The sequence below is a fragment of the Saprospiraceae bacterium genome (genome assembly GCA_016715965.1).
Taxonomy (GTDB): domain Bacteria; phylum Bacteroidota; class Bacteroidia; order Chitinophagales; family Saprospiraceae; genus Vicinibacter.
Genome location: JADJXG010000001.1, coordinates 587,168 through 612,056, shown reverse-complemented (window position 1 = coordinate 612,056; position 24,889 = coordinate 587,168). Strand labels below are relative to the sequence as shown.

The window sequence follows — 24,889 nt, the reverse complement described above, 5'->3', positions numbered from 1 at the left end:
ACCCAATTAAGCCTAATAGAACCAAGGAAGATGCCGCCTTAGAAAAGGCTGCGTTTTTTTTGGTACTCCGCTTTCGCGGCTCCTTCACTTAGAGTGCTGTCGCACTCTACCAAGCTTTTAGCTTGGATCGTTCAGTCGTGAGCGACAAAAAGTGGAAAAGTTAGTTTCTAAAAATTATTTTGGACAGATGTGGGATAAAATAGAAATTAAAAACTAATGGTGGAATAATTCCTGGATTTTTTCATAGAGCATCTGCAGATCTACTTTTTCCAAAGGATGGGGCGTGTTTGGCAAACAAATATATTTGCCAAGGAGAATTTGATCCGCCGTGTCGATGCTTTCTTCCTCACTTACCATTTTGTCTTTTTCCCCTCGCATGATAAAGACCGGAATTTGAATTTTAGAAAGACAAGGCGCATCGATCAATGGATGATTTCCCAAACTATGGACCAAACCAAAAGTTTGTTGGGTTAAAATTTCCCATTTATCTCCATGCAGCTCTTTTAATCCTGTAGCAAAAGCGGGCATTTCTGCTTTGATTTTTTCGGAATCCAAAAAACCAAATTGCTGATTCACTACTTGAGGACTCCATGCAAATTTTGTTCCCAGGGTAACAATTTTACCAATTAAATCGGGAAACCTAGAAGCAGTATAAACTGCCACATAACCTCCAAGACTATAACCAAAAATATTGGGTCTGCTTATTCCTTGTTTTTCGATGAATGTCACCAACTGCTCAGACAACCATTCAACGTTCAGATTTCCAGTAAGCTTTTCATTTTGACCATGACCTATAAAATCCAGCAACAAAGGCAGCTGTTCATCCTGATACATGTTTTTCAGCTTTTCGAATTGAATGGCAGCGCCCAATGCTCCATGTAGAAATAATTTACTTGAGTTTTCTTTCATAACTTTATAAAAGTATCGATACTTACATTGAATGATTTCTTTTTCGGATCAAATACTTAATCCACTTTTCAATTTCAACAGCGTGAAACAAAACTGCAGCCACCCCAATGCAAATCAGCAATTGATTCAAATCAAGTGGTTGCGTTTTAAAAATGCGATTCATGAAAGGGTGGTAGATCACCATCAACTGTAATAAAAAGGTGAAAAGAATCGCAATGATCATCCATTTGTTTGTAAATATACCCTGTTTGAAAAGATAGGTTCGCTCTCCTCGGATCGATAAGGCATGTGCCAGTTGTAAAAATGCCAACACGGTAAAAACCATGGTCTGCCAGTTCTCCATTTTTTGATGCACCGACCAGGCCTGAACACCAAGGGTTAAACCAGCCATCAGAATGCCGACCCAAACGATATGTAAGCCTATCCCCTGTGCAAATAAACTTTCTGTTGCGGGTCTTGGAGGTCTTGACATGATATCCTTTTCTGCTCTTTCTCCGGCAAGTGCAAGTCCTGGCAAACCATCGGTGACCAGATTAATCCATAAGATATGTACCGGTAGCAGTGGGATTGGCAAGCCAACAAACGGAGCCAAAAACAGGGTCCAGATTTCAGCACTGTTGCAGGTCATGATATATCTGACAAACTTGCGTATGTTGTCATAAATTCTTCGACCCTCCTTTATGGCACTGACGATCGTCCCAAAACGATCGTCCAACAATACCATATCCGCAGACTCTTTGCTCACATCTGTGCCGCTGATTCCCATAGCGACCCCTATGTCAGCAGCCTTCAAAGAAGGAGCGTCGTTGACGCCATCTCCAGTCATGGCCACAAAATGTCCCTTTTTCTGAAGGGTTCTGATGATTTTTAGTTTTTGTTCCGGAGACACCCTGGCATAAACGCTTATTTTTTCAACTGTTTCCATGAATTCTTCCTCTGTCATCGCAGATAGTTCTTTTCCTGAAACAGATCTACTTCTTTCATTTACCAATCCAATATGATGAGCGATGGCATTTGCTGTCAAAAGGTGATCTCCTGTGATCATAATCGTTTTCACACCGGCCTTTTTACATTCATCAATTGCATTTAAAACTTCTGGCCTGGGAGGATCCATCATGGCCAAAAGACCGCAGGGAATCAAATTGGATTCCAATGACGTTTTATTTTTATCATCGGGCAAGGCATCGATCATCTTATACGCAAATGCGATAACACGGTGGCCGGTTGAAGCCCATGCATCCGCTATTTTTTGTAATTCAGAAGACAGTTCAGGACGGATAGAGGATTGTTGAATGATCGCTTCAATGGCTCCTTTGCAAACCACCAAGTATTTTTCATTCGCTCTGTGAATGGTAGTCATTAATTTTCGCTCAGAGTCAAAAGGAATTTCCAGGCTTCTTGGAAATGTAGCTCTGAGCTGCTGATGTTTTTCTAAACCAAATTGTTGGATGAATTCTGTTACCATGGCCAGTTCTGTTGAATCTCCCATCATTTGTCCATTCGCGTCGATCTGCACATCTTGATTTAATGAGACACCCAGCCATAGCAAGGGAATATTCTCCAGCTCTGCTCCATCCTGTATGTGGTGATGGAGGACTTTCATTTTATTTAATGTCAGCGTGCCCGTTTTGTCTGTGCATATGATAGAAACTGATCCGAGGGTTTCTACCGCCGGCAACTTGCGGATCAGGGCATTTTTTCTGACCATTCGCCTGGCACCATTGGCCAAAGAGACGGTGATCAGGGCGGGTAAAGCTTCAGGAATGGCAGCTACGGCAAGACTTATCGAAATCAACAACATGGCCACCAAATTTTCTCCCCTCAAGATACCCACTAAAAAGATCAGAAAACAAATCAGAATAATAAAGAATGATAATTTCTTTCCAAATTCCTTCATGCGAATTTTAAGGGGAGTATCTGATTCTTTCAATTGTAACATAGACGCAATACGTCCCAACTCTGTATTCATACCGGTAGCAATCACCACTCCTTTGGCTCGTCCGTTTGTAACGGTCGTACCTTTATATGCAAGATTGCGCATATCACCCAACTCGACATGCTCCTCCAGAATTTGCTCAGCGATTTTATCGACGCCGACGGACTCGCCTGTCAGAGAAGATTCATCCAATTTCAGACCATGGGCCTCCAATAAACGCAGATCAGCCGGAACAGAATTGCCGGATTCAAGCAATACAAGATCTCCTGTCACCAATGACTCTGAAAGTAAATCTTTGACTTCTCCATTTCTAATCACTTTCGAATGAAGAACCGCCATTTTTTTTAAAGCTTCCAAAGCCCTGTCTGCCTTGTACTCCTGAACAAATCCAACGGTCGCATTGAGAACGACGATGATCAAAATAATCAGGGCATCAGCCAGATCACCGATCCAACCTGACATCACAGCGGCTACGATCAGTACAAGAATGATGAAATCGGCAAACTGCCTGAAGAACATCCAAAGGATCGGTGATTTTTTATGGGCTTCAATTTTATTGGGACCTTGTCGGGATAGTCTTTCCTCCGCCTCCGCATCTGTAAGTCCATTGGCAGAAGTTTCAAACTGCTCAAGTACTTCATTCTGATTAAGCCGGTATGGTTGCATTTGAGGAATTGGATGAAACTAGTTTGACTTCTGACAACAATTCAATAGACCTATACAGGTATTCATTTGAATTGTTGATCTCATGCATTAAATTCATGATTGAAGAATAATCCAGATTGTATGTAATGGATTCAGACAGAACAACCATGCTTTCTGACAAAAGATGGTGGATTCTTTTGATATTTGATTTTATTACTTCCAAATTTCTGGAGTATTCATCTTGTTCTTTCAAATAACTTGAAATACGGATGTAAAACTCAGATTGGAGCTGAAAAAGCTTTAGATAAAACTGAATCAGAAGCGGATCTTCTGAATCTTTAATATATTCCAAATTGTGCAAAACATCCTTGATGTCTTTGGCAGAAAGGGTAGAATACCTTAAAGAAGAAGAGAGCATTTCATACCTTTTGGCTTCTGAATCATTGAGGTGATTCCTTTGAATTTTTAAAACAAATTGATTCAGTTCATTCTCATATTTTTTAAGCTCAGAGTAAAGATGGTGGTTGTCTGTATTTTTGTCAGCCGAGTCAATTAATGTTTTGTTGATAACAATCGTTTGCTCTACAAAATGAGACACTTCTTTTTCTAAGCCAAACAAAGAAGAAAGAGATTCTTTTGGATTTATTTCTGCGACAAATTTTAATCTGCTGTGTTTTTTTGAGCTAATATTTTTTTCAAGCAACTGAGTAAATTTTGCCAGGAATGGTAATATAGTCAAAATTCCAATGGTATTGAAAATGCTGTGAAAAGTCACCAGGGAAATCAAAGGATCCTTTATCATCATAATTTCTACAATCAATTGGCTCAATGGGTTCATCATAAAAATAGCAAGTGTTCCACTGATGAGATTGATATAAAACTGAGCCCATCCGGTTCTTTTCCTGATGGAATTGCCTCCGACCGTTCCCACCAATCCGGTCATGGTAGTTCCCAAATCGGATCCAATCACCAGATAAAAAGCTTGTGTAAGATCAATCAATCCTGCCGATAAAACCGATAAATAAATAACCATGCAGGCTGAACTTGAATGCAACATGGCAGCAAGAAAAAAACCAAAAACCAACAGATAGACCATGGGCTGCCCTTCTAATATTCCAAAATCAATGGTCGCAGCGAATTCTGCGAATCCATCTTTCATATAACCCAGGCCGAGAAACATAAAACTAAATCCCATCAGAAAACGACACAGTTGATTAAATACGGATGACTTAATCAATAGAGTTCCCAAACCACCAATGGCCAGTAGCGGTAAAACAGCTTCCTGAATATTGAGTTTAAATCCGAGCAAAGAGATCAGCCATCCGGTAAATGTGGTCCCTAGATTGGCTCCAAGGATGATTCCGATTCCACTTTTTAAGGCAATGATGCCGGCACTTGTAAATGACATGACCAATAGGGTCACAAGAGTAGAGCTTTGCAGGATAGCCGTCACTGCCGCACCCGTCAATACCGCTTTGATCGGATTCCTGGTGTGGGTGCGCAAGAAGTTTTTGACATGCCTGCCGATGAGGATTCCAAGAGATTCCTCAATAACACTTAGTCCAAACAAGAACAAGCCAAGACCGGCAAGCAATGGCCATATTTGAATGCTACCTATGTCAAAACCAGATGGCATATTTGTTGGCGTTTTGAAAAAAATGTTCCTGCAAAATAATTAAATTTAGGTATTAAATATTTTTCTGCCAAATCGTTGTCTAATCTCGCGATCCAGATACTCTCTGTGATCGGGATGTGCAATTTGAGTCAATGAAACCGCGCGTTGCTCTAAATTTTTTCCATACAAATTTGCAATTCCGTATTCAGTGACAATATAATGCACATGTGCCCTTGTGCTTACAATTCCCCCACCTGCTTGAATGAAAGGAACAATTTTGGATTCTCCTCTACTGGTGGTGGAAGAAATGGCAATGATGGGTTTTCCGCCTTCTGACATGGCAGCGCCTTTCATAAAATCCATTTGGCCACCCACACCACTAAACTGATAGGTACCAATGGAATCTGCACAAACCTGACCTGTAATGTCCACTTCAATGGCACCGTTGATGGCGGCGACCTTTGGGTTTTTGCTAATGATGTACGCATCGTTGACATAGTCGGATTCATGAAAGGAGAAAAGAGGATTGTCGTCCATAAAATCATACAGGCGTCTGCTTCCAACGGCGAAGCTGGAAATCACTTTGCGCCGGTGTTTCTTTTTGTAGCGATTGGTGATCACTCCTTTTTTCAGCAACTCCATTACACCATCAGAAAACATTTCTGTATGAACTCCCAAATCTTTGTGGTGTACAAGTTGATCCATTACTGCATCGGGAATGGTTCCAATCCCCATTTGGAGGGTGGATCCATCCTCAATCAAAGAGGCACAATATTGCCCTATTTTACTTTCAATCAGACCAGCACTGCCGCCATAATCCAATTCCGGTAATTCGTCATGACACTCAACACATAGGTTGATTTCTGACACATGCAAAAAGCCATCACCATGGGTGCGCGGCATTTTAGGATTTATCTGGGCAATCACAAAAGAAGAAGATTTGACGGCAGCCATTGCAATGTCCACCGATACACCCAGACTGCAATATCCGTGAGCATCGGGTGGAGACACATGGATCAAAGAAACATCAATGGGAAGAATCTTTTTTCGGAATAATATAGGAATTTCGCTTAAGAAAACGGGAATATAGCTTCCCATTCCGCTATTGACCAAATGCCTGATATTGGCTGACACAAATACGGAATTAAAATAGAAACTGTCCGAGTATTCCGGTTTGGCCAAAGGCATCTCACCCAAAGTAGTGAGACTGACAATCTCTACAGCTCTCAATTCAGAAGCTCTACCTTCCAGGGCACGCAATAAGCTTCCCGGAGTTGCCGCGCTGCCGTGCACGAAAATCCTTTGATTTGACTTTATGTGATCTATTGCTTCTCTTGGACTTACCATTTTGGGATTCATCGGAGTATATTGGATTCCACAAATGTAATGAAATCAAAATTTATTCTATCCAAAACAATATAATAATGCTTGGTAAAAAATAATTCTTAATGAATTTTATTTCTTAATTTTAATCAAAAAGGGCATTCTTCAATATTTTATTTGGTAAAATTCAAAATTAGCCTCGTTGTCAAGTTTAAAAATTTATCCAAAATTCTCTAAGGATATAAATTTTTCAACTTTTTAATTTCTGTTTTCCTTTTATTTAATTCCCGCAAGCATGAAAACACGAATGAAAATTCGGGTCTCTTCTTAAAGCGCGAACAAAAATCTGTAATAGATCAGTACATTTTCAAGTATAAAAAGATTGAGGTACATTTTTCAAAGATTTATTCTGCCAATCTCCCAATAGCAATGCGTCCCATTCTTGTTTTAAAGAAAATTGAATGGGTCAGATTCAGGGTTTTTCAGCGTTGATCTAAAAATCCACTTTGGAAAAACGGTTGACCAATCCTAACATCCCAATGATAGAGCAGGAAATTGAATCCCGCCTTCCTGATTTTTCAAAGGTCTCTACGACCTGCAACAAAGAATGGTCGTCTTTTTCAAATTTCGGAGATCCCCCTGTGATTGGGTAGCAACTGGCACTTCAGTTTATTCAAACTACTTGGGAGGGGATAAGTCACTTTGAATTGGACCTCCATGGCGGCAAATCATCTGGCCGGCATTCTCCATCAAAGACAAGATGATCCAATCCAAAACGGTACGGTGTCATTTGAAGGAATCTATTATAAGATAGCGGTGAGGTAAAATTAGCTTGACTTAAGTAATTAGAAATGATTAGCTTTGCAAGGAATCCATTTTTTTATCACATTTAAATAAGTCTAAGAGATGAAAACAGACAAAACTTCTAAACTTTTTGTGGTAATGTGCTTTATCACAATTTTGTTTTTTGGTGCATGCAAGCACGATCCAGCCAATGAATATTCTGCTGCTTTTCTGAAGCCGGAGCAAGGAGCCATTCCTGACCAATACATTGTATTGTTTAAGGATGGTGTCGTTGAGTTACCCAAGATCAATCCTGCCAGCCTCTCCAGATTGGACAGGCCGATTCTTGCGGAGCGCAAAATGGAAATAGTGAAGACGAAAGCAAAGGAACTCCTTCAGTCCATCGGGGTGGGTGAAGAGTCTGTACTTGAGATTTATGCTGAACTATTCCAGGGATTTTCTGCTGTCCTCAGCAAAAATCAATTGGAGAGTTTGCTCGCCAATCCCAATATCAAAATCATTGAGCAGGACATGGAAATTCGCTTACCTGACATTTCGATTGAATTTTTAAGTCCAGGTCTGAGAAATCAGCAAACACCATGCGGCATCAGCAATGCGGGTGGATCTGCGGATGGAAGCGGTTCAGGCAAATGGATTTGGATTTTGGATACCGGAATCGATCTGGACCATCCGGACTTAAATGTTGAAACCAGCAGTAGCTTTGCCAAATCTTTTGTCAAAGGATCCAAATCCCCGGATGATTGTCACGGTCATGGAACCCATTGTGCAGGCATTGCTGCAGCGATCAATAATTCCATTGGAGTGGTCGGAGTTTCAGCAGGTGCACGTGTTGTGCCGGTGAGGGTTCTTGGATGCAATGGTTCTGGAACAACGTCCGCCATTTTATCCGGTTTGAATCATATCGCCGCCAATGATGAGTCAGGTGACGTGGTCAACATTAGTCTTGGAGGTTACTGGGGAAGCAACTGCGCGACCAATTCTTCGTATGTTTCAGCTCTGACTGCAATGAGCAATGCGGGTACCAGAGTAGCCATCGCGGCCGGAAATTCTTCTGCGAGTGCTACGCTTTATACTCCGGCATGTATCAATGCAGCCAACCTGCATACCATCGCCTCTATGACCTGTGCCAAAGGCTGGTCGTCATTTTCCAATTTTGGAATTCCGCCTTGCGATTGGATCGCCACCGGATCTTCGGTTTATTCTACATATAAAGGAGGTGCATACGCTACCATGAGTGGTACTTCGATGGCCGCTCCTCATGTTGCAGGCATCATGCACAACATACAGGCAGGACCCAATCAGAATGGGACGGTCTCCAACGGTGGTTTGAGTTACAAAATTGCGGTTCGATAAACTGACACATCAAATAATTAAAATCCCTGTCTTTCCGACGGGGATTTTTTTTAGTACAGCGCAGGTCCAAAAATTTTTAGTTCTTTCCATTATGAAAAAAGATGTATTGATCATTTTCATTAAAAATCCAATTGCCGGTAAGGTCAAAACCAGAATTGAAAAAGTGACAGGAGCTGAAAAAGCGCTATCTATTTATCGCGAACTCTTGACAATTACCAGAGCGTCTGTATTGAATTTGCCCCATACAAAATGCCTCTATTATTCTGATTTTATTGATGTGAACGATGAGTGGTCCAATAATCACTTTTTCAAAATGAAACAGTCGGAAGGAGATTTGGGAAAGCGCATGTTGACAGCATTTCAAGATCAAGAGCAATCCAGCGAACGCATGCTGCTGATAGGAAGCGATTGTCCTTATTTGACCAGCGCAGCAATTCTAAAGGCCATGGACGCTTTGGACAAAGTCGATGTGGTCATCGGGCCCTCCAACGATGGAGGATATTATCTGATTGGTATGAAGAAAGTAATACCTGAATTGTTTCTCAATAAAAACTGGAGTACTGATACTTTATACCGGGAAACCATTGAGACCCTTGATGCACTCAATTTTTCGCATCAGTCGCTGGATATGTTGGCAGACATAGATCATTTAGAGGACTGGAAGGCATATTTGGAATACGCCAATAAAATCCATTGAATCTTTGTTTCACTGTCCTTTAAAAACCGGTTTTCTTTTTTCCAGAAAAGCATTGATCCCCTCTTTAAAATCCAAAGTTTCTCCGGACATGATTTGATATTTTAATTCATTGGCAAGTTGTACATGAAGTGAACTGTGGAACGATTCGTTTAAGGCAAATTTGGTGAAGGCAAGGGCTTTGGTGGGCATTGCTGCCAGACTTTGCGCCAGCAGTTTGCTTTCTGCTTCAAATTGATCTGCGGTATACACCTTGTAGATCATTCCCATTCTTAAAGCTTCCTCAGCCATTACTTTCTCCCCGGTCATCATCAATGCAGCTGCTCTCCCCCAGCCAATCAATCTGGGCAGCATAAACGTGCCACTACAATCCGGTATAAGTCCGATCTTTCCAAAAGCCTGAATAAAGGAAGCCTCATTGGATGCCACCACCACATCACAGGCCAAAGCCAGATTGGCACCCGCACCGGCAGCAATGCCATTGACGGCAGCAATAACCGGTTTGGGAACGCTTCTGATCCTTTCAATGAGTGGATTGTAATGTGTATTTAGAATGGTTTGTATGGTAGGGCCATCCGGATCGGTGGCCTCCTTGAGATCCTGCCCTGCAGAAAAAGCTTTGCCCTCGCCACTGATCCAAAGCGCGCGAATGGAGGAATCAGATCCACATTGATCAAGCACTTTTTGTAGATCCAATGACATTTCCCGGTTGAAGCTGTTGTATACTTCTGGTCGATTGAGTTTGATGTAAGCAACGTTTTCTTTTATTTCCAAAAAAATGGTGGACATGATGATTTAATTTATTGTAATAAATTGGGCCAGATCAGAAATCCCATTGATTTTAAATCGAAGAGAGAAGGTGATCTGCCTCCAGTAATTGTTGTTATGGTCTGATTGATACAACTCGCGAATGGCTTTGCTGTGCCAGACCGGAAAATAAAGATTGACAAACCGATCGATTAACCTCAAATTGATGCCGCCACTGGCCAGCCAGGAAGGATCGCTGGCATCATAACTATGCACATAAGCCATGTCAAAATACGGTCTGATGTATTTTCCAATTCTTTTCACCGGTAGATCCGAGCTCAGATTGATGGCCGCTAAAAAACTGTTGGTGTTGCCGAGATTGTTGCGCTGGGCAATGCCATTGGCTATTTTCATTCCGCCCTGTCTCCATGCGATTTGTTGTGACCAAATTCCGTCGTAATGAGATCTCCCGATGAAGGGTTCCTGATTGGAATAATCGTGGTAATTTTGAAACGATGCTCCGGCACTGCCTCTGGTTAAAATGTTTTCGTCCCGAGAGGCAAATGATCTCGATTCGCGTTCGGTGTTATGAGGAAAAAATGAACTGGCCAAACGCATCTCAAAATAGCGGTTCTTCTGTATCATCCATTTTTGGTTGAACGCTGCATCCACTCGCAGATAACTCGCCTGTCTTCCTAAAATGCGGTAGGATTGAAATTGTGCCAACAGCTCAAACGATCTTGGTCTAAGAATATGGGGGTCCTGGAAATAGTACTTGAGTTCGTGGATGTAAGACTTGCGCACCGGTCCAATATAAAACGTAGTATCTCCAATCATTTGCGTTGCGTCTGCATCGTGAATCCAATGAAAGGAGTACCTCAACTTGCTTTCCAGAAGTTTGGAGAGATTGGTCCTGAAAGCAAACTCCAGATAAGGGCTAAGCTGATAGTACCTCAACTTGAGTGGTTTGTGCAAATTCGATTGATCAAAATGATAGGTTTTTGCATCCCAACCGATTTGATAGTGATGGATTTGGCTTTCTGTAAAAAATCGCTTGAGGTAAAATTGAGAATATCCCACCAAAGAATGGGTCCTGATCGAATAAAGTGGTATAAGATTAAATCGCCAGGATCGGGGTGGTAACCAGGGTTGCGAAAAAAACAAGCCAATCATTCCTCCATCGTATGCATTGTATCCAAACACCGGGGTAATCCCTATTTCATTGCGATAAGGATCGTCCAACGCAGGCAAAATTTTAAATTTAAAGGGCTCTGTCTTTTTAAACCAACCGGTGGTGCGAATGCTATTGTTGTGTCTGTACAATTCGTAGGTCTCTTCTCTGGCATCAATGCGGAATTGATCTGTCGAATCTTTTTTCAGGGTGATGATGTTGCAACCAGCAAATCCATCTACCAAAGTATCAAAAACAATTTCATCTCTATGCATTTTTGATAAGTGCAAAGGAGTGTTTACAGCTGTTTTATTTTTTATCTTCAACTGGACCAAATTCTCCTTTAATTTGATATCCTGGATGGCGTAATCAATTTTCTGGTCTTTATGAATGAGTTTTTCAAACAACCAGTCCATTTTTAGCGGACTCAATTCTTTGAAAATCTCGTACAGATCCTCCGGATATGGATGTTTGAATTTCCACCTTTGAAAATAAGTCTGCATGATCTGATCAAATTTATCTGTGCCCAACAAGCGCTCTGCCTGCGCAATTTGCTTGGGAGCGCGGCTATATACATCGAGCCCATAATTGATGCTTAGGATTTCTTCAGAATTTTGATCGGGGTGTTGGTCCAAATAATTTCTCGCCATCAATAGATAACCCAATTGTTCTGCATCCACTCTGCCAAACCATCGTGAGAATGGAATTCCTGAAAATTCCATGCGAACCGGATAGTATTGATCCATGTAGCGATTTTCATAGTAGGAATTTATGCTTTCGTCCATAAAGGGATGATCTCTTTCATTGTTTGCGATCACGCCGTAAAACCAATTGTGTCCAACTTCATGGGTGATCACTTCATCGAGAGAAGATTCGCTACCCGCACTTCCGATGACGGTAATCATGGGATACTCCATGCCTGCTCCGGCGCTTAGTGCGCTTTCGACGGCGGTAGCCTGTGGATAAGGATATTCGCCTACATAATCCGAGTAAAATTGGACGGCCCGCTTAACAAAAGAAACTGAATTTTTCCACAGTTCGCGATCGTTGAAAAAGGTCCAGCATTCCACGACCTTGTGATCGGACAAATGCAAGGTATCAAGCTGCACATAAAATTTCCGGTCTGCGAACCAGGCAAAATCGTGAACATCCTTCGCGAGATAATGCAGGGTTTTTCTGTTTTGATCCGATCCATCGGGGAAAACTAGGTCCTTGCCGGATTCAATGGCGATTTTGCTGTCTTCACTTCTTTGCAAGAGATAAGATTTCTCTTCCAGATTCTGCAAGCTACCTGTTGCAGCCACCAGATAGGATGACGGCACATTGATTTTGACGGAGTAGTCAGCAAACTCCGAATAAAATTCCCCCTGATCCAAATAAGGCATCAGATGCCATCCTTTCCGATCATACACCGCGGGTTTGGGATACCATTGCGTCAGTTGATAGGTTTGATCCGCCTGCCCCAGCCGACTGAAAGAATTGGGAATATCTAATGTAAATGGAGTTTTTATTTCAATTGTTTGTCCTGGTTTTAAAGCCTTAGGAAGGATCAGCCAGGCCATGTCAGGATTTCCTTTGACCCACTCCAGGCGTGCAGGAAAATTATCTACAGTGAAGGATAGACTGTCCAAACCACCCATTTGCTCAGGTTCCGCTTCATAAAATTTCAAACTGCGGTGAAGAAGTTTTTGCCTGGCAAAAGCGGTGTTTTTTTTAGAGTAAGCGTTGGGCCAAAGATGGAAACCAATTTTGTCCAGGACATCCGGACTGTTGTTTTGATATCGGATGCTGATATTTCCTGCCAATTCGTGCTTTTGATCATCCAGGTGAATTTCTATGTCATAAGACAATTTTTGCTGAAAATAGCCAGATTTATCCTGGGAAACTCCAATAATCCAACTGAAGATTAAGACAATTGTTAAATAGCGTCTATAAAGATTCATTCTACAAAAGTAGGGAGAATTTGAACGATGTCCAGAGCTGAATGGGCTTATTTTAAATGGCATGGTGTGGAGATAGGCTAAGTTTCAAACTTAGCCTATCTCCACACCATGCATCAAACTTAGCCTATCTCCACACCATGCATCAAACTTAGCCTATCTCCACACCATGCATCAAACTTAGCCAATCTCCACACCATGCATCAAACTTAGCCAATCTCCACACCATGCATCAAACTTAGCCAATCTCCACACCATGCATCAAACTTAGCCAATCTCCACACCATGCATCAAACTTAGCCTATCTCCACACCATGCATCAAACTTAGCCTATCTAAACTCAGCATTAAAAAAACTCTTTCTGGGTCTGACTCAGTTTATTGCCAAGTTTGGGATCAATTTGATAAGCTTTTTTCATGTATTCGGTGGCCGTCATCCGATCTCCTTTTTTATAATAAGTGTTGGCCAGATTTACTACAATGTAAGCGTCTCTGGGCGCCATATCCGCTGCTTTGTGTAAATAATTGAGAGCCTGATCAAATTCTTCCATCGCACCATATGCGATTCCGATGGACTCCACGGTGCGTGCATCATTTTGGTTCAATTGCAAGGATTTGAACAAATGATCCAAAGCGGTTTCAAGATCATTTTGTTTTAAAGCCATTGCTCGGCCTTCTTCCCGGTAGGCCACTCCGAGATTTTTCAAAATATCGTAATCGTTTGGAATAAACTCAATATAACGGTTGTAATATTCAATGGCTTTTAAATAATTTCTTCTCATGTAATAAGCGTTCCCCAGGTAATGATAACAACTGGTTTCTCTTGGATTGATCGCCACAGCTCTTTCGAGATGCAGTATTCCTTCGTCTAAGATTTTTGAAGCCAAGGCGGTATCCCTGGTTTCCCTGAACTTACTCATCCTGTCAAATCCCAAAGAACTATGGGCTTTTGCACTATTGGACGATACTTTGACGTCGGTAGAAAAAAGTGTGTAATTGTCTTTCCAAACAAAATTTCTCGCAACTGTCTTATAGGAAAACAAAGCCAGAATAATCGATAGAAAAGAAAAACTCAGCGTATTCCACTTGATACTGTTGATACCCTTTAACATCCAAAATGCAAACAACAGACAGGCCCCTAACGACGAACTAAAAATAAAACGCTCTCCCATGGGAGTACCTATCGGAAAAAATAAATTGCTAATGAATAGGGTGGGAAATAAAAACAAAAGGATGGAATAACTTGCTATTTTATTGGTCTTCCAAAATTTCAAAACAAAGAAAACAATCAACATATAAACCAACAAAGAAAGTAATGGAATGGGAGACTGGAGTTTGATCAAAGGAATGTGCTTTGGGAAATAATCATGTGTCAGGGGATGTGGAAAAATCAGAAGACCCAGGTATTTTAAAAGAGAATAGAAAATCATGCCCAATTTTTCAGAAGTACTCGCTTCAATCAACTCTGTGCCGCGGTATTTTAAAAATGGATTGACCATCATATCCATCGGTCCTTTTTCAAACAAAGTAAAACCGATCACCGCGATCCTTGCCGCCATGTACAAAGCAAATCCTGTCAATGCAGGCCAGACTGATTTGAATGCCTGTGACAATGTAGTCTTTCTAAAAAACAAGATTCCGATCGGAAAAAGCAATAGAAAATGAGCCGCATTTTCTTTGGAAAACATGGCGACGGTAAATAGTATCAATGCTTTGAAGAATTCCGACAATTTGTTGTGATCAATACCTCTCAGAATAAAATGAAAACCGAGTAAGGAAAACAAGAGAGAGAAAATCTCATCCAATCCTTTGACATTGGCCACCACCTCGGTGTGAACCGGATGGCATGCAAACAACAAAGCAGTCAGGAAGGCCAACGGTCTGGCTTGTTCCGGAAAATTTAGTTTCAACAATTGATGGAGGACAAGATAAATGACCAAACACAGAAGGGAAAAGAAAATCACATTCATTAGGTGAAACACCATCGCATTGTCGGGGAACAATTCCCACATCGTTGCAAAAAAGACCAAAGTAAATGGCCTGTACCTTCCACCCGTTACGGCAGATGCAGATTGCTCGCTCTTCAAAAAACCCCTGAAACTGTCGTATCGCAGAATATCAGGGATTCCTCTGACTCCCTTGGTGGTAAATTCATTGTTTTTGATGACTATAAAATCATCCAGAACAAATTGATTGGCTGTTGTATTCAGATACAATAAAAAAGAAATCAATCCCACTGCGATCAGATGGATGTTCCGATTGTGGAGGATTTTTTGGATCATTGTATTCATCGGTATTCTGCTTGGTTGAACAATATTTTATGGCGATTTTAGAAATTTTTCATTTTCCGGCGCAAAGATAGCTGCATGAAGCAATATGAGAAGTATAATTCATGCGTCTATTCGATTCTGGCTACCGGATAAATTAAATAATAGGGCTCAGCGTACTTGGATTGTTGGTAAATCCACTGCAATCTGCGCGCATCGGATTTTCCAAATTCAGGATCATCTCTTAATTTTTTCTGGTAATTGGCCCTCAGAATTTCATCTTCTGTCAATAATTTTTCAGCCAAAGGGGCGAAGAGGTAATCTGAAAAATATTCCTTTCTCTGTAAAATTCCGTCAAAATAATTCCAGACAAAATAGGAATCTGTGCTGCCCGGCTCCAATGCAGTCATCAGATACCTCAGACTTTTTTGCTTTGTGGAGATGATATAATCTCCTTTGAAATATGGGAATGAGCTTTTGATTTTGATGGTATGGACTTCCTGGTGCAAAAAATGTCCTTCGTACGGCGAATTGCTTGGTTTGGTCTTTTCAATTTTATAATACCAGGCCTCGACCAGGCTGTCCCGTTTCAATGTATCGAGCCTTACCCCATTTCGTTTGAGATTTTCTGCCACCGCGCGATAAGCTCTCGGCAACAAGTAGTAACTTGGGATATCGACCTCTCCGGCACATTCGAAGCGGTCTTTCCATGGCAATTTGATGGTATAGGATTTCATTGGATCATATCGGTGGAGGCTGAGACCCAATTCAGGATAATGCACCATGACGGTGTCGTAACCACTCCACAAAATGCTATCGGTTTGATTTTTTGAAGCTTGGTATTTCAAACAAAATTTTTTGGCTTGAAAGTCTATTTCAAAAGCAGATTGACGGGCAAGGAGCAACTTGTGTTTGTGGGCGTACAAATATTCCAAACCGTGTTTTAAAAGGCGATACGTACTTTGCACCCTGGGTTTGTAATGTTTGAGCATGTGGGTCTCGATCAGAAAAGAAGCGGTGTGAAATAAGGTAGTATAGCCCGAGGAATATCGAGGCGAATCCATAAATCCGTTTAAACCATTTCTTGGACTTGAATCGGTATTGACATACCTACAGACGGGATCTCCTTCGAGCTCCATCGAGCGGTACAAATGCGGAAAAAAATCTTTGTACATAAATTCAGCCACCGGCGCACTGAGTTTGTCTTTTTGGGATCCCAGCAAGGTCAAACGGTAAGGGTAATCAGCGCCGTTGGTGGTGTGAGTTTCGATGTAAACATCCGGTTCCCAATGGACAAACATTTTTTGGAAACTCTTCGTATTTTCTGCATCAGCCTTTATGAAGTCCCGGTTGAGATCAAGATAATTTCGGTTGCCGCGAAAGCCGTATTCCTTCGGTCCGTTTTGATTGACCCTGGTCAGCGAATTGCGGAGCTTGCTCCCGCCTATATTGTACACAGGAATCATCAGCACACTTACAGAATCCAAGAATCGATTCATTTCCGGATGGATCAGAAGGTCCCTAGCCAACATCATTCCCGCATCAATGCCTTCCGGCTCTCCTGGATGGATCCCATGGTTCATCAGGACAAGACCTCTTCCTTTTTTTCTGATTTCAGAGGGATCTACCAATCCATCGCGATCGATCACCACCAAGCGCAGGGGTTCCTCTGTGTCGGATTCCCCAATGTTTATTACATGAAGTTGATAGAAATGAATTTCTAGTTTTTGATAAAATAGGATGCAATCTTCGTAAGTAGTGGTTTGCAGAGTATCCTTCTCAAAGCTAGTTTGAAAAGACATCTGAGCCTGGACATTTAGCATTGAACCTGCAAAAAAAACAATCAATACAATGGATGTAAAAGCGGATCTCATGGGCAAATTATTTTGAATAAATCTCAGCCAAGATCGGATTGTGATCTGAAAATGGTGTTTGCAAAACCTGGTGTTTACAAAATTCGATTCCTTTCTTATCCGCCAAAATAAAATCGATTCTCAATCCAGGAATTAAACCCACAAAAGTAGTCCCTATTCCAAATCCTCTTTCCAAAAAACTGTCAGCTCTGTTGTGGCCCAATCTGCGGTAGGCATAAGAATACGGCGTATCATTGAAGTCACCCGCGATAATGACGGGGATTTCGGATTGTGAAGCGTGCATTTCGATCAGATCTGCTTGTTTCGCCCGCCTGACGGAAGTTCTCCTGTATTTCCGCACCATGCTTCTGATCAATCCCAATTTTTCCTCCTGATCTTCTTCTTCATTGTCTTTAAGTTGATGGACCTCGCTTGAGATTCTGTTGGATTCCAGATGGGTGGAGTAAACCCTCAACCGTCTGCCTTCGATCATGATATCCGCCCAGACACAGGAATTGGTCATTTTTCCAAAGTCTATGATACCCTGATCCATGATCGGGTGTTGAGAATAAATCGCCGCACCGTGTTTGATGGAATAATGCACGTACTTAAACAATCCTGTTTCTGTGATGATCTTATCTGCAAACAAGTTGTTTTCCTGGACGCAAAAAACATCCGGTTCTGTTTTCCTTAAAAAACCCAGAAACTGGTTTTTTTTGGCCAACTGAATTTGTTCATTGGGATCTTTGGTATTTTTCAAACCATACAAATTAAAACTCATGAGTCTGAATCCATTGGTCCTGCATTTTGGAACATCACTTGCCTCGTTGAGGGAAATAAATTTATTCAGCTGACCATATCCAAGCAATAAAATAATCAAAGAAAGGATTCCATATCTCCATTTTACAAACAACCAGATAAAAATAAAGAAGATGTTGATTCCAAAACTGACAGGGATCAATAAACTGGAAATGGAAAACAACCAAAAATTTTTTGGATCCACTCCCACCACCAGATAAAGTATCAGACAGATTAGTCCCCAGACTATGTTGAGAGAAAACAAAAAATGGATCATGGCTTTGACTGACTGATTTGATCCAACTCTTTTTTTTCTGCTTCTGTCAAAGAATCCAATCCATGCTGCCGGATTTTATCTAACAGCACATCGAGGCGATCGGAAGGATCCTTTGGAATTGGTTTGGTAAACTTCTTTTTTTCTTCATGCACCACTTTCGCTTTTTTCTTTTGCACTTTAATGTCCGCATCAGATCCAAACCATTGGCTTGGGTCAAGGCTTATTCCGCTTCTCAGAAGAAAAATATACAAATATCCAAACAAAGCACCACCCAAATGGGCGACGCGGCCACCGCTGTTGGAGTTTTGACCTGCAAAGATCAAATCAATCAGGATCAAAGCAGCAGCCAGATATTTAATGGAAACTGGTCCGATTAAAAGCAATCGTATGGTATAATTGGGCGAAATCGTAGCAGCTGCAAGTAGCAAGGCCATCACTGCTGCCGAAGCACCGTATGCGAGATCTGCTCCTGACAACCATGGAACCAACCAGGCGGTACACATAAACAGAATACCTCCGGCCAAGCCTCCTTCGAAAAAAATCAAACCAAGATGTTTGCTTCCGATCAGGTCTTCGACAATTCTTCCAAACCAATGAAGGGCTACCATGTTCCATAAAAGATGAAACAAACCCATGTGAACGAATAGATGGGTGATCAAAACCCAAGGGTGCAGCAGCACAAATTTGGGATCTGAAGACATGGCCACATATTTTAGCAACAGGTTGAAGTCGCCGGTGTCAACACCGCGATCGCTGATCATATAATATGATCGCAACAGATTGAGCAGAAAAAAAATCAAAATGCAAAAAAGGATCAGACGGGTAATGATTCCTCCCGTTCTGATCTGGTATTTTATATCTTTCCCTAATTCTTCAAACACTCTAACGCGGTCTGTAAAATTTATACAACATTAAAAAACCAAACAAAGCTCCGCCGAGATGACCAAAATGGGCTACACCGGTTTTAAATCCTCCTACACCCAAAAATAGATCCACAGCAATCAGGACAAAGGCAATGTATTTGGCCTTGACGGGAACCGGAATAAACATCAGATACATTTCCAGATTGGGGTAAAAATAGGCCAAGCCAATAAATAATCCGAAAATCGCACCGGATGCTCCAAGCGCCGGAATTCCTGCTTCTTCGTAATTTCCCATATAATGAATGAGATACCATTTGATCAGGGTGTGAAGAAAGGCTCCTCCAAATCCACACAAAAAATAAAAGCTCAAAAATCGCTGGGTGCCCAATGTTTTTTCCATGAGCGGTCCTATAAAAAATAAGGAGAGCATGTTGAACATCAGATGGGATAGATTGGCGTGCATAAAGAGGTGGGTGACCACCTGCCAGGGTTTAAAATAATCGCTTTCCGGATAAAACAAAGCCAGAATGTATTTGTCGCTTCCCATCAGCATGTTGGTGCCAGCAAACATCAGAACATTGATCAATAGCAAATACTTAACTGCATCGGTGATAGGCATCATAAGGCATAAAAATTTTTCTTAAAATCTGACATTTTAATCTGAAAGCTGGTGCGCTTTCCGAATGGGCTTATCTGTGGTGCATCGCATAAAAAAAGTTGTTCCACCAACAAGCTCATTTCCTCCTGCCCCATGGGTCTTCCTTTTCGGATGGCACAAGATTTGGCCAGGGAGCGGGCCGCATTTTCACTTGGGCTGAGATCAAATTCCAAATTGGACTTGTATTCCTCCAGAGTCGCTTTGATGATAGTGATTTCATTGAATTTACCTTCCAGCATCGCAGGCATGGCGTGCACTATGAAGGAGCCTGTTCCAAAATCTTCAATGTCAAATCCAACGGCATTGAGTTGTGGCATCATCTGTTGCATGAGTTCTGCGTCGCTTTTGTTGAGGTGCATGGTTTGCGGAAAAAGCAATCGATGTTTTTCAAATGTTTGGTCCTTCATGTTCTTCAGGTAAGATTCATAGAGAATTCTCTCGTGGGCAGCCTGTTGATCAATAAATAAAAGCCCATTGGCATTGGGCAAAAGGATGTATGAATCGTAAATCTGGATGCAGTGATTGTCCAAACCGGAACTGGATGCAAAAATACCTTGTCCAATGGTTGGGTCTTGACCATTAAATATAGTTTCCTCACGCTTTTGAACGGTATCCCTGTCCGCCGCGGGAAAAGCAAGATCTTTCCAGTTGGCTTTTGACGAAGGTGGCGCTGATTCGAAAGTCCTTCTCATAAGGGAGTTTCCACCACCAATCATTTGATCCAGTCCAGGGCTGGCGTTGTCAAAATCAAGACCGGGTGTAAGAACACTTTTTCCAAGTGCGTATTTGACAGAAACCTTTAAAAAATTATAAATCAAGCGCTCGTCTTCAAACTTGATCTCCTGTTTGGTGGGATGCACATTGATGTCAATTTTCTGTGAATCCATTTCCAAAAACAAAACATAAAAGGGATAATTGCCATAGGCCAGGAGTTCTTCATAAGCAGAGGAGATGGCGTGGTTGAGATAGTGATTTTTGATGGGTCTTCGGTTGATGTAAAGAAATTGCTCTCCCCTGGATTTTCTAGCGAGGACGGGACTTCCAATAAATCCACGAATGCCCACGACTTCGGTATCCTGTTCTAAACTGATAAGTTCTTCCAGGTATTTTTTTCCAAAGATCCCTGCGATTCTCTGCTTCAATCCACCGGAAGACAAATTATACACTTCATTGTTGCCATTGTTATAACTCCAGGAAATCTCGGGGTGGGCAAGCACCAGAGAAACAAATTCATCATGTATGTGTCTCAATTCGACCGAATCAGACTTCAGAAATTTCTTTCTGGCAGGAACAGAATAAAACAAATGTTGTACTGAAACCTGAGTCCCGTCAATGCAGGCACAAGGCTCCTGAATTCTTACTTTTGAATCCGATATCAAGATTCTGGTCCCTACAGCATCTTCAGCCCGTTTGGTCTTTAATTCCACTTCAGCCACAGCAGCCATGGATGCCATGGCTTCGCCTCTGAATCCCATGGTGCGGATCCCAAAAAGATCATTGGATGTCCTGATTTTGGAAGTAGCATGCCGCTCAAAAGCCATTCGGGCATCTGCTGGGCTCATCCCGCAACCATTGTCCTGGACCAGGATTAGCAATTTGCCGGCTTCTTTTACCAGAAGTTTGATTTCAGTGGCACCTGAATCGATGGCATTGTCCAACAATTCCTTAACCACAGAGGAAGGTCGTTGAATCACTTCTCCCGCTGCAATCTGATTGACCACCCCATCGGGTAATAACTTAATGAGATCGGCCATTGGGGAAGTGTTGAAGGAAAAATGGAAAGTTTTTGAAAAATCTTAAAATCATTGTCCAGTTTGTGTCCACAGAGCTACAAAGTTAGCACTTAAAAAGGAAGCCGGGATCAGATTTTAAGCCTCTAAAAAATAAAGCCCTCAAACCCTCCGCCAGATCAATATAAATGCTTAATTTTGTGCGGTCATACAGATCATGAGCGACCAAATCAAACATGAATGCGGACTTGCATTGGTCCGGCTTCTCCAACCCCTCGAATATTACCATAACAAATACGGTACGGCCTTCTACGGTCTGCAAAAACTGAATCTTTTGTTGCAAAAGCAACGCAACAGAGGTCAGGACGGTGCTGGTTTGGCAACCATCAAACTGGGGGTAAGTCCGGGCCAAAAGTACATCTCCCGCAGAAGGAGCAATTCTTCCAACTACCTGCAGGATCTGTTTGAATCCGTTTATAAGCATTTCAAGGATCTGCCGGAACACCAACTCAATGATCCCGCCTGGCTCAAAGCCAATAAACCCTTTACAGGGGAATTGCTTTTAGGCCATCTCAGATATGGCACACACGGTGACAATTCAATCGAAACCGTCCATCCATTTATTCGGGAAAACAACTGGATCAGCCGCAATCTTGTGGTGGCCGGTAATTTCAATCTCACCAACATCACCGAACTCTTTGACAAGTTGGTCAGTCTGGGTCAATACCCAAAAGTGATGTCTGATACGGTGACCGTGATGGAGAAAATCGGACATTTCCTCGACGAAGAAGTGCAGCATCTTTTCAATTGGTACAAACCGGAAGGTTACAATCAAATGGAAATCAACCCTCTGATATTTGATCATCTCAACATAGCCAGGGTCTTAAAAAAAGCCGCTAAAAAATTTGATGGGGGGTATGTGATGGCAGGTATGATTGGGCACGGTGATGCCTTTATCCTACGCGATCCCAATGGGATCAGACCTGCATTTTACTATCAGGATGATGAGATTGTTGCAGTTGCCTCCGAACGTCCGGCTTTGCAAACAGCCTTGGGTGTTAGGCGAACCGATATTCAGGAAATCAGTCCGGGCAGTGCATTGATTATCAAACACCACGGCGAGGTTAAGCAGGAATATTGCATAGAACCGGGCAAAAAATTATCCTGTTCCTTTGAGCGGATTTATTTCAGCAGAGGTAATGATTACGACATTTATCAGGAGAGAAAAAATTTGGGTCGCCAATTGGTTCCTTCTGTGCTGAAAGCCGTGGATTACGATCTTGAAAATACTGTTTTTTCCTATATTCCAAACACTTCTGAAACCGCATTCTATGGTCTGACAGAAGGTTTGCACGATTATCTCAATGAAAAGAAAACTCAGGACATCCTCAAGCTTAGCACCAATGCGGACAAAGATCAAATCACGCGGATACTTTCACAAAAACCACGGATCGAAAAACTGGTGGTCAAGGACGAAAAAATGCGGACTTTCATAGCCAATGATCAAATCCGGGGGGGATTGGTCTCGCATGTGTACGATGTGACCTACGGTATTGTCAAAAACCACAAGGATACTTTGGTGGTACTGGATGATTCAATTGTCAGAGGTACCACACTCAGAGACAGCATTATTAAAATCCTTCACACCCTCAAACCTGCCAAAATCATCGTGGTATCCTCTGCTCCTCAAATACGCTTTCCGGATTGTTACGGCATAGACATGTCCCAATTGGGAAAATTTGTCGCTTTTAACGCTTTGGTCGAGCTGCTTCAGGAAGATGGAAAGGAATATTTATTGGATGAAGCTTACGATCGTTGCGTTTTTGAAAATGGAAAAGCATTTGAAGAAATTCAAAACGGGATGATTGATTTGTACAAGCTCTATTCTTACGAAGCCATTTCCAAAAAAATCGCAAAAATACTGACCCCAAAAAACATAGGAATTCCGGTGGATATTATTTTTCAAACGCTGGAAGGGCTGCACAAAGCATGCCCCGAGCACAAAGGAGACTGGTATTTTTCAGGAAACTACCCTACACCCGGAGGTAATCGCGTAGTCAACAATGCATTCATTAACTATATGCAGAAAAAGGAAGTTCGCGCTTATTAATCCATGTTTGAATTTTTATTTTTAAAAATCAGAAATTGTCATGATGAGCCAATGGTTTATTCATTTTAATGCCTTGGCAAAAGGTTTTATTCTCAGGCTTCAATTGCACATTGTATTGGGCTGGTTGGAAAAACCGCTATCATTTTTTGCCAACCTGATGAGCCTTTCGCGCTGGGCTTCCAGGCAAGATCGGAAAAATATTAAGAATGATTTTTACAATAACCATCGGGATTACTCCAGACGATTGGAATTGTATAAATATGTATCTGATCAACAGGATCTGGCTTCTCAAAAAATAATCTATTTGGAATTCGGAGTCTTTGAAGGACATTCATTTCGCTGGTGGCTGCAAGAAAATAAAAATCCGGAAAGTCAATTTATAGGCTTTGATACGTTTGAAGGATTGCCGGAACACTGGGGCATGTTTTTTGGAAAGGGGACCTTGATGGCCAACATTCCGGAAGTGCAGGACAGTCGCGCCAGTTTTATCAAAGGCCTTTTTCAAGACACACTTCCAAATTTTATCCAACAGCACGAATCGCTAAAATCCACCCGAAAAATCATTCACCTCGACGCAGATTTATTTTCCTCCACTTTATTTACCTTGGCCAGTCTGCATCCCTTTTTAAAATCAGGAGACGTCATTTTATTTGATGAATTTAATGTGCCGATGCACGAATTTAGAGCCATGAAAATCATGGAAGAAGCATTTTATTTCAAGCCAAAATTAATTGGAGCGGTCAATAATTATTATCAGACGGCTTTTATGGTGGAATAATTAGTAAATTAGAGAATTAGAGAATTAGTCAATTTGAAAATTTGGAAACCGTAGCGACGCCACAGGCGTCATAAACCTATAAATTCTGCTGTAGGCATTATTAGTTATTGAAGAATAATGAAACCAAATAAGCTTCACCGAAGAATGTATCAAAAAAGATCATATTTATTTATATTGTAATAATTTACATATCTATAATTCTATTATACAAATATTAAAATAGAAAAGAATTTTGAAAAATTGTCAGGGTTTTCCCTGATTTATTTCTCTAAGGGTTTTACCTGATATTTGCCCATTTCTCAACTTATTTGGAACTTATTTAAACTTTATTTTGTATTTTTGTCAGGAATTCATTGATTCTCCAATTTTGGGACAAAGGAGGGTCAGGAGAATATCGGGAAATCACCATGGACATTTTA

General features: G+C 41.5%; 16 protein-coding genes. 4 read left to right on the top strand and 12 right to left on the bottom strand.

Annotation, left to right across the window (positions count from 1 at the left end):
* Nucleotides 1–213: 213 nt before the first annotated feature.
* From IPM48_02310 to IPM48_02295, 4 genes are read right to left on the bottom strand one after another with little or no spacing between them, the layout of a single operon-like run.
* A complete protein-coding gene (locus IPM48_02310; protein MBK9270404.1) occupies nt 214–909 on the bottom strand; it encodes an alpha/beta hydrolase in 696 nt (231 codons plus the stop codon).
* A 22-nt stretch (nt 910–931) separates the two neighbouring features.
* The gene (locus IPM48_02305) at nt 932–3,511 is read right to left on the bottom strand and encodes a cation-translocating P-type ATPase (protein MBK9270403.1); all 2,580 of its coding nucleotides are present in this window, start codon (nt 3,509–3,511) and stop codon (nt 932–934) included.
* Nucleotides 3,492–5,126, bottom strand: a complete 1,635-nt coding sequence (locus IPM48_02300; protein ID MBK9270402.1) for a Na/Pi symporter — start codon at nt 5,124–5,126, stop codon at nt 3,492–3,494. The genes IPM48_02305 and IPM48_02300 overlap by 20 nt, the downstream gene beginning before the upstream one ends.
* 45 nt (nt 5,127–5,171) lie before the next feature.
* Nucleotides 5,172–6,464, bottom strand: coding sequence for an acetyl-CoA hydrolase/transferase family protein (locus IPM48_02295; protein ID MBK9270401.1), 1,293 nt, complete (start codon nt 6,462–6,464; stop codon nt 5,172–5,174).
* Nucleotides 6,465–7,334: 870 nt separating this feature from the next.
* Here IPM48_02295 and IPM48_02290 point away from each other — a divergent pair.
* Nucleotides 7,335–8,585, top strand: a complete 1,251-nt coding sequence (locus tag IPM48_02290; protein MBK9270400.1) for a S8 family serine peptidase — start codon at nt 7,335–7,337, stop codon at nt 8,583–8,585.
* Nucleotides 8,586–8,676: 91 nt separating this feature from the next.
* Nucleotides 8,677–9,282 (top strand): TIGR04282 family arsenosugar biosynthesis glycosyltransferase, encoded by a 606-nt coding sequence (locus IPM48_02285; protein ID MBK9270399.1) that lies wholly within the window; start codon nt 8,677–8,679, stop codon nt 9,280–9,282.
* A gap of 9 nt (nt 9,283–9,291) precedes the next feature.
* Here IPM48_02285 and IPM48_02280 read toward each other — a convergent pair whose 3' ends face one another.
* The 8 genes from IPM48_02280 to mutL all read right to left on the bottom strand — a co-directional run bounded on the left by IPM48_02280 (nt 9,292) and on the right by mutL (nt 21,606).
* Entirely contained in the window at nt 9,292–10,068 is a 777-nt protein-coding gene (locus tag IPM48_02280) for an enoyl-CoA hydratase/isomerase family protein (GenBank protein ID MBK9270398.1), read from the bottom strand.
* 6 nt (nt 10,069–10,074) lie between these two features.
* Complete coding sequence (locus IPM48_02275; protein MBK9270397.1) at nt 10,075–13,140, bottom strand: M1 family metallopeptidase; 3,066 nt, start codon at nt 13,138–13,140, stop codon at nt 10,075–10,077.
* Nucleotides 13,141–13,483: 343 nt separating this feature from the next.
* Nucleotides 13,484–15,427: a tetratricopeptide repeat protein gene (locus tag IPM48_02270; GenBank protein ID MBK9270396.1), complete on the bottom strand. Its 1,944-nt coding sequence runs from the start codon at nt 15,425–15,427 to the stop codon at nt 13,484–13,486.
* 107 nt (nt 15,428–15,534) lie between these two features.
* Complete coding sequence (locus IPM48_02265; protein MBK9270395.1) at nt 15,535–17,277, bottom strand: hypothetical protein; 1,743 nt, start codon at nt 17,275–17,277, stop codon at nt 15,535–15,537.
* A 7-nt stretch (nt 17,278–17,284) separates the two neighbouring features.
* On the bottom strand, nt 17,285–18,331 hold the full coding sequence (locus IPM48_02260) for an endonuclease/exonuclease/phosphatase family protein (protein ID MBK9270394.1): 1,047 nt from the start codon (nt 18,329–18,331) through the stop codon (nt 17,285–17,287).
* Nucleotides 18,328–19,212, bottom strand: coding sequence for a rhomboid family intramembrane serine protease (locus tag IPM48_02255; GenBank protein MBK9270393.1), 885 nt, complete (start codon nt 19,210–19,212; stop codon nt 18,328–18,330). Before IPM48_02255 ends, IPM48_02260 begins: the two co-directional genes overlap by 4 nt.
* Nucleotide 19,213: 1 nt before the next feature.
* A complete protein-coding gene (locus IPM48_02250; GenBank protein MBK9270392.1) occupies nt 19,214–19,816 on the bottom strand; it encodes a rhomboid family intramembrane serine protease in 603 nt (200 codons plus the stop codon).
* Nucleotides 19,813–21,606 carry a DNA mismatch repair endonuclease MutL gene (mutL, locus tag IPM48_02245; GenBank protein MBK9270391.1) on the bottom strand — a complete coding sequence of 598 codons (1,794 nt, stop codon included), beginning with the start codon at nt 21,604–21,606 and terminating at the stop codon, nt 19,813–19,815. Before mutL ends, IPM48_02250 begins: the two co-directional genes overlap by 4 nt.
* Before the next feature lie 193 nt (nt 21,607–21,799).
* Between mutL and IPM48_02240 the strand changes: the two genes are divergently transcribed.
* Nucleotides 21,800–23,692, top strand: coding sequence for an amidophosphoribosyltransferase (locus IPM48_02240; protein ID MBK9270390.1), 1,893 nt, complete (start codon nt 21,800–21,802; stop codon nt 23,690–23,692).
* Nucleotides 23,693–23,735: 43 nt separating this feature from the next.
* A complete protein-coding gene (locus IPM48_02235) occupies nt 23,736–24,470 on the top strand; it encodes a class I SAM-dependent methyltransferase (protein ID MBK9270389.1) in 735 nt (244 codons plus the stop codon).
* The last annotated feature ends 419 nt before the right edge of the window (nt 24,471–24,889 follow it).

Coding starts and splice junctions, on each gene's coding strand:
- IPM48_02240 (MBK9270390.1), top strand. CDS start 21,800: ATGAGCGACCAAATCAAACATGAATGCGGACTTGCATTGGTCCGGCTT.
- IPM48_02265 (MBK9270395.1), bottom strand. CDS start 17,277: ATGAGATCCGCTTTTACATCCATTGTATTGATTGTTTTTTTTGCAGGT.
- IPM48_02310 (MBK9270404.1), bottom strand. CDS start 909: ATGAAAGAAAACTCAAGTAAATTATTTCTACATGGAGCATTGGGCGCT.
- mutL (MBK9270391.1), bottom strand. CDS start 21,606: ATGGCCGATCTCATTAAGTTATTACCCGATGGGGTGGTCAATCAGATT.
- IPM48_02260 (MBK9270394.1), bottom strand. CDS start 18,331: ATGATCCATTTTTTGTTTTCTCTCAACATAGTCTGGGGACTAATCTGT.
- IPM48_02275 (MBK9270397.1), bottom strand. CDS start 13,140: ATGAATCTTTATAGACGCTATTTAACAATTGTCTTAATCTTCAGTTGG.
- IPM48_02270 (MBK9270396.1), bottom strand. CDS start 15,427: ATGAATACAATGATCCAAAAAATCCTCCACAATCGGAACATCCATCTG.
- IPM48_02280 (MBK9270398.1), bottom strand. CDS start 10,068: ATGTCCACCATTTTTTTGGAAATAAAAGAAAACGTTGCTTACATCAAA.
- IPM48_02305 (MBK9270403.1), bottom strand. CDS start 3,511: ATGCAACCATACCGGCTTAATCAGAATGAAGTACTTGAGCAGTTTGAA.
- IPM48_02295 (MBK9270401.1), bottom strand. CDS start 6,464: ATGAATCCCAAAATGGTAAGTCCAAGAGAAGCAATAGATCACATAAAG.
- IPM48_02300 (MBK9270402.1), bottom strand. CDS start 5,126: ATGCCATCTGGTTTTGACATAGGTAGCATTCAAATATGGCCATTGCTT.
- IPM48_02235 (MBK9270389.1), top strand. CDS start 23,736: ATGAGCCAATGGTTTATTCATTTTAATGCCTTGGCAAAAGGTTTTATT.
- IPM48_02250 (MBK9270392.1), bottom strand. CDS start 19,816: ATGATGCCTATCACCGATGCAGTTAAGTATTTGCTATTGATCAATGTT.
- IPM48_02290 (MBK9270400.1), top strand. CDS start 7,335: ATGAAAACAGACAAAACTTCTAAACTTTTTGTGGTAATGTGCTTTATC.
- IPM48_02285 (MBK9270399.1), top strand. CDS start 8,677: ATGAAAAAAGATGTATTGATCATTTTCATTAAAAATCCAATTGCCGGT.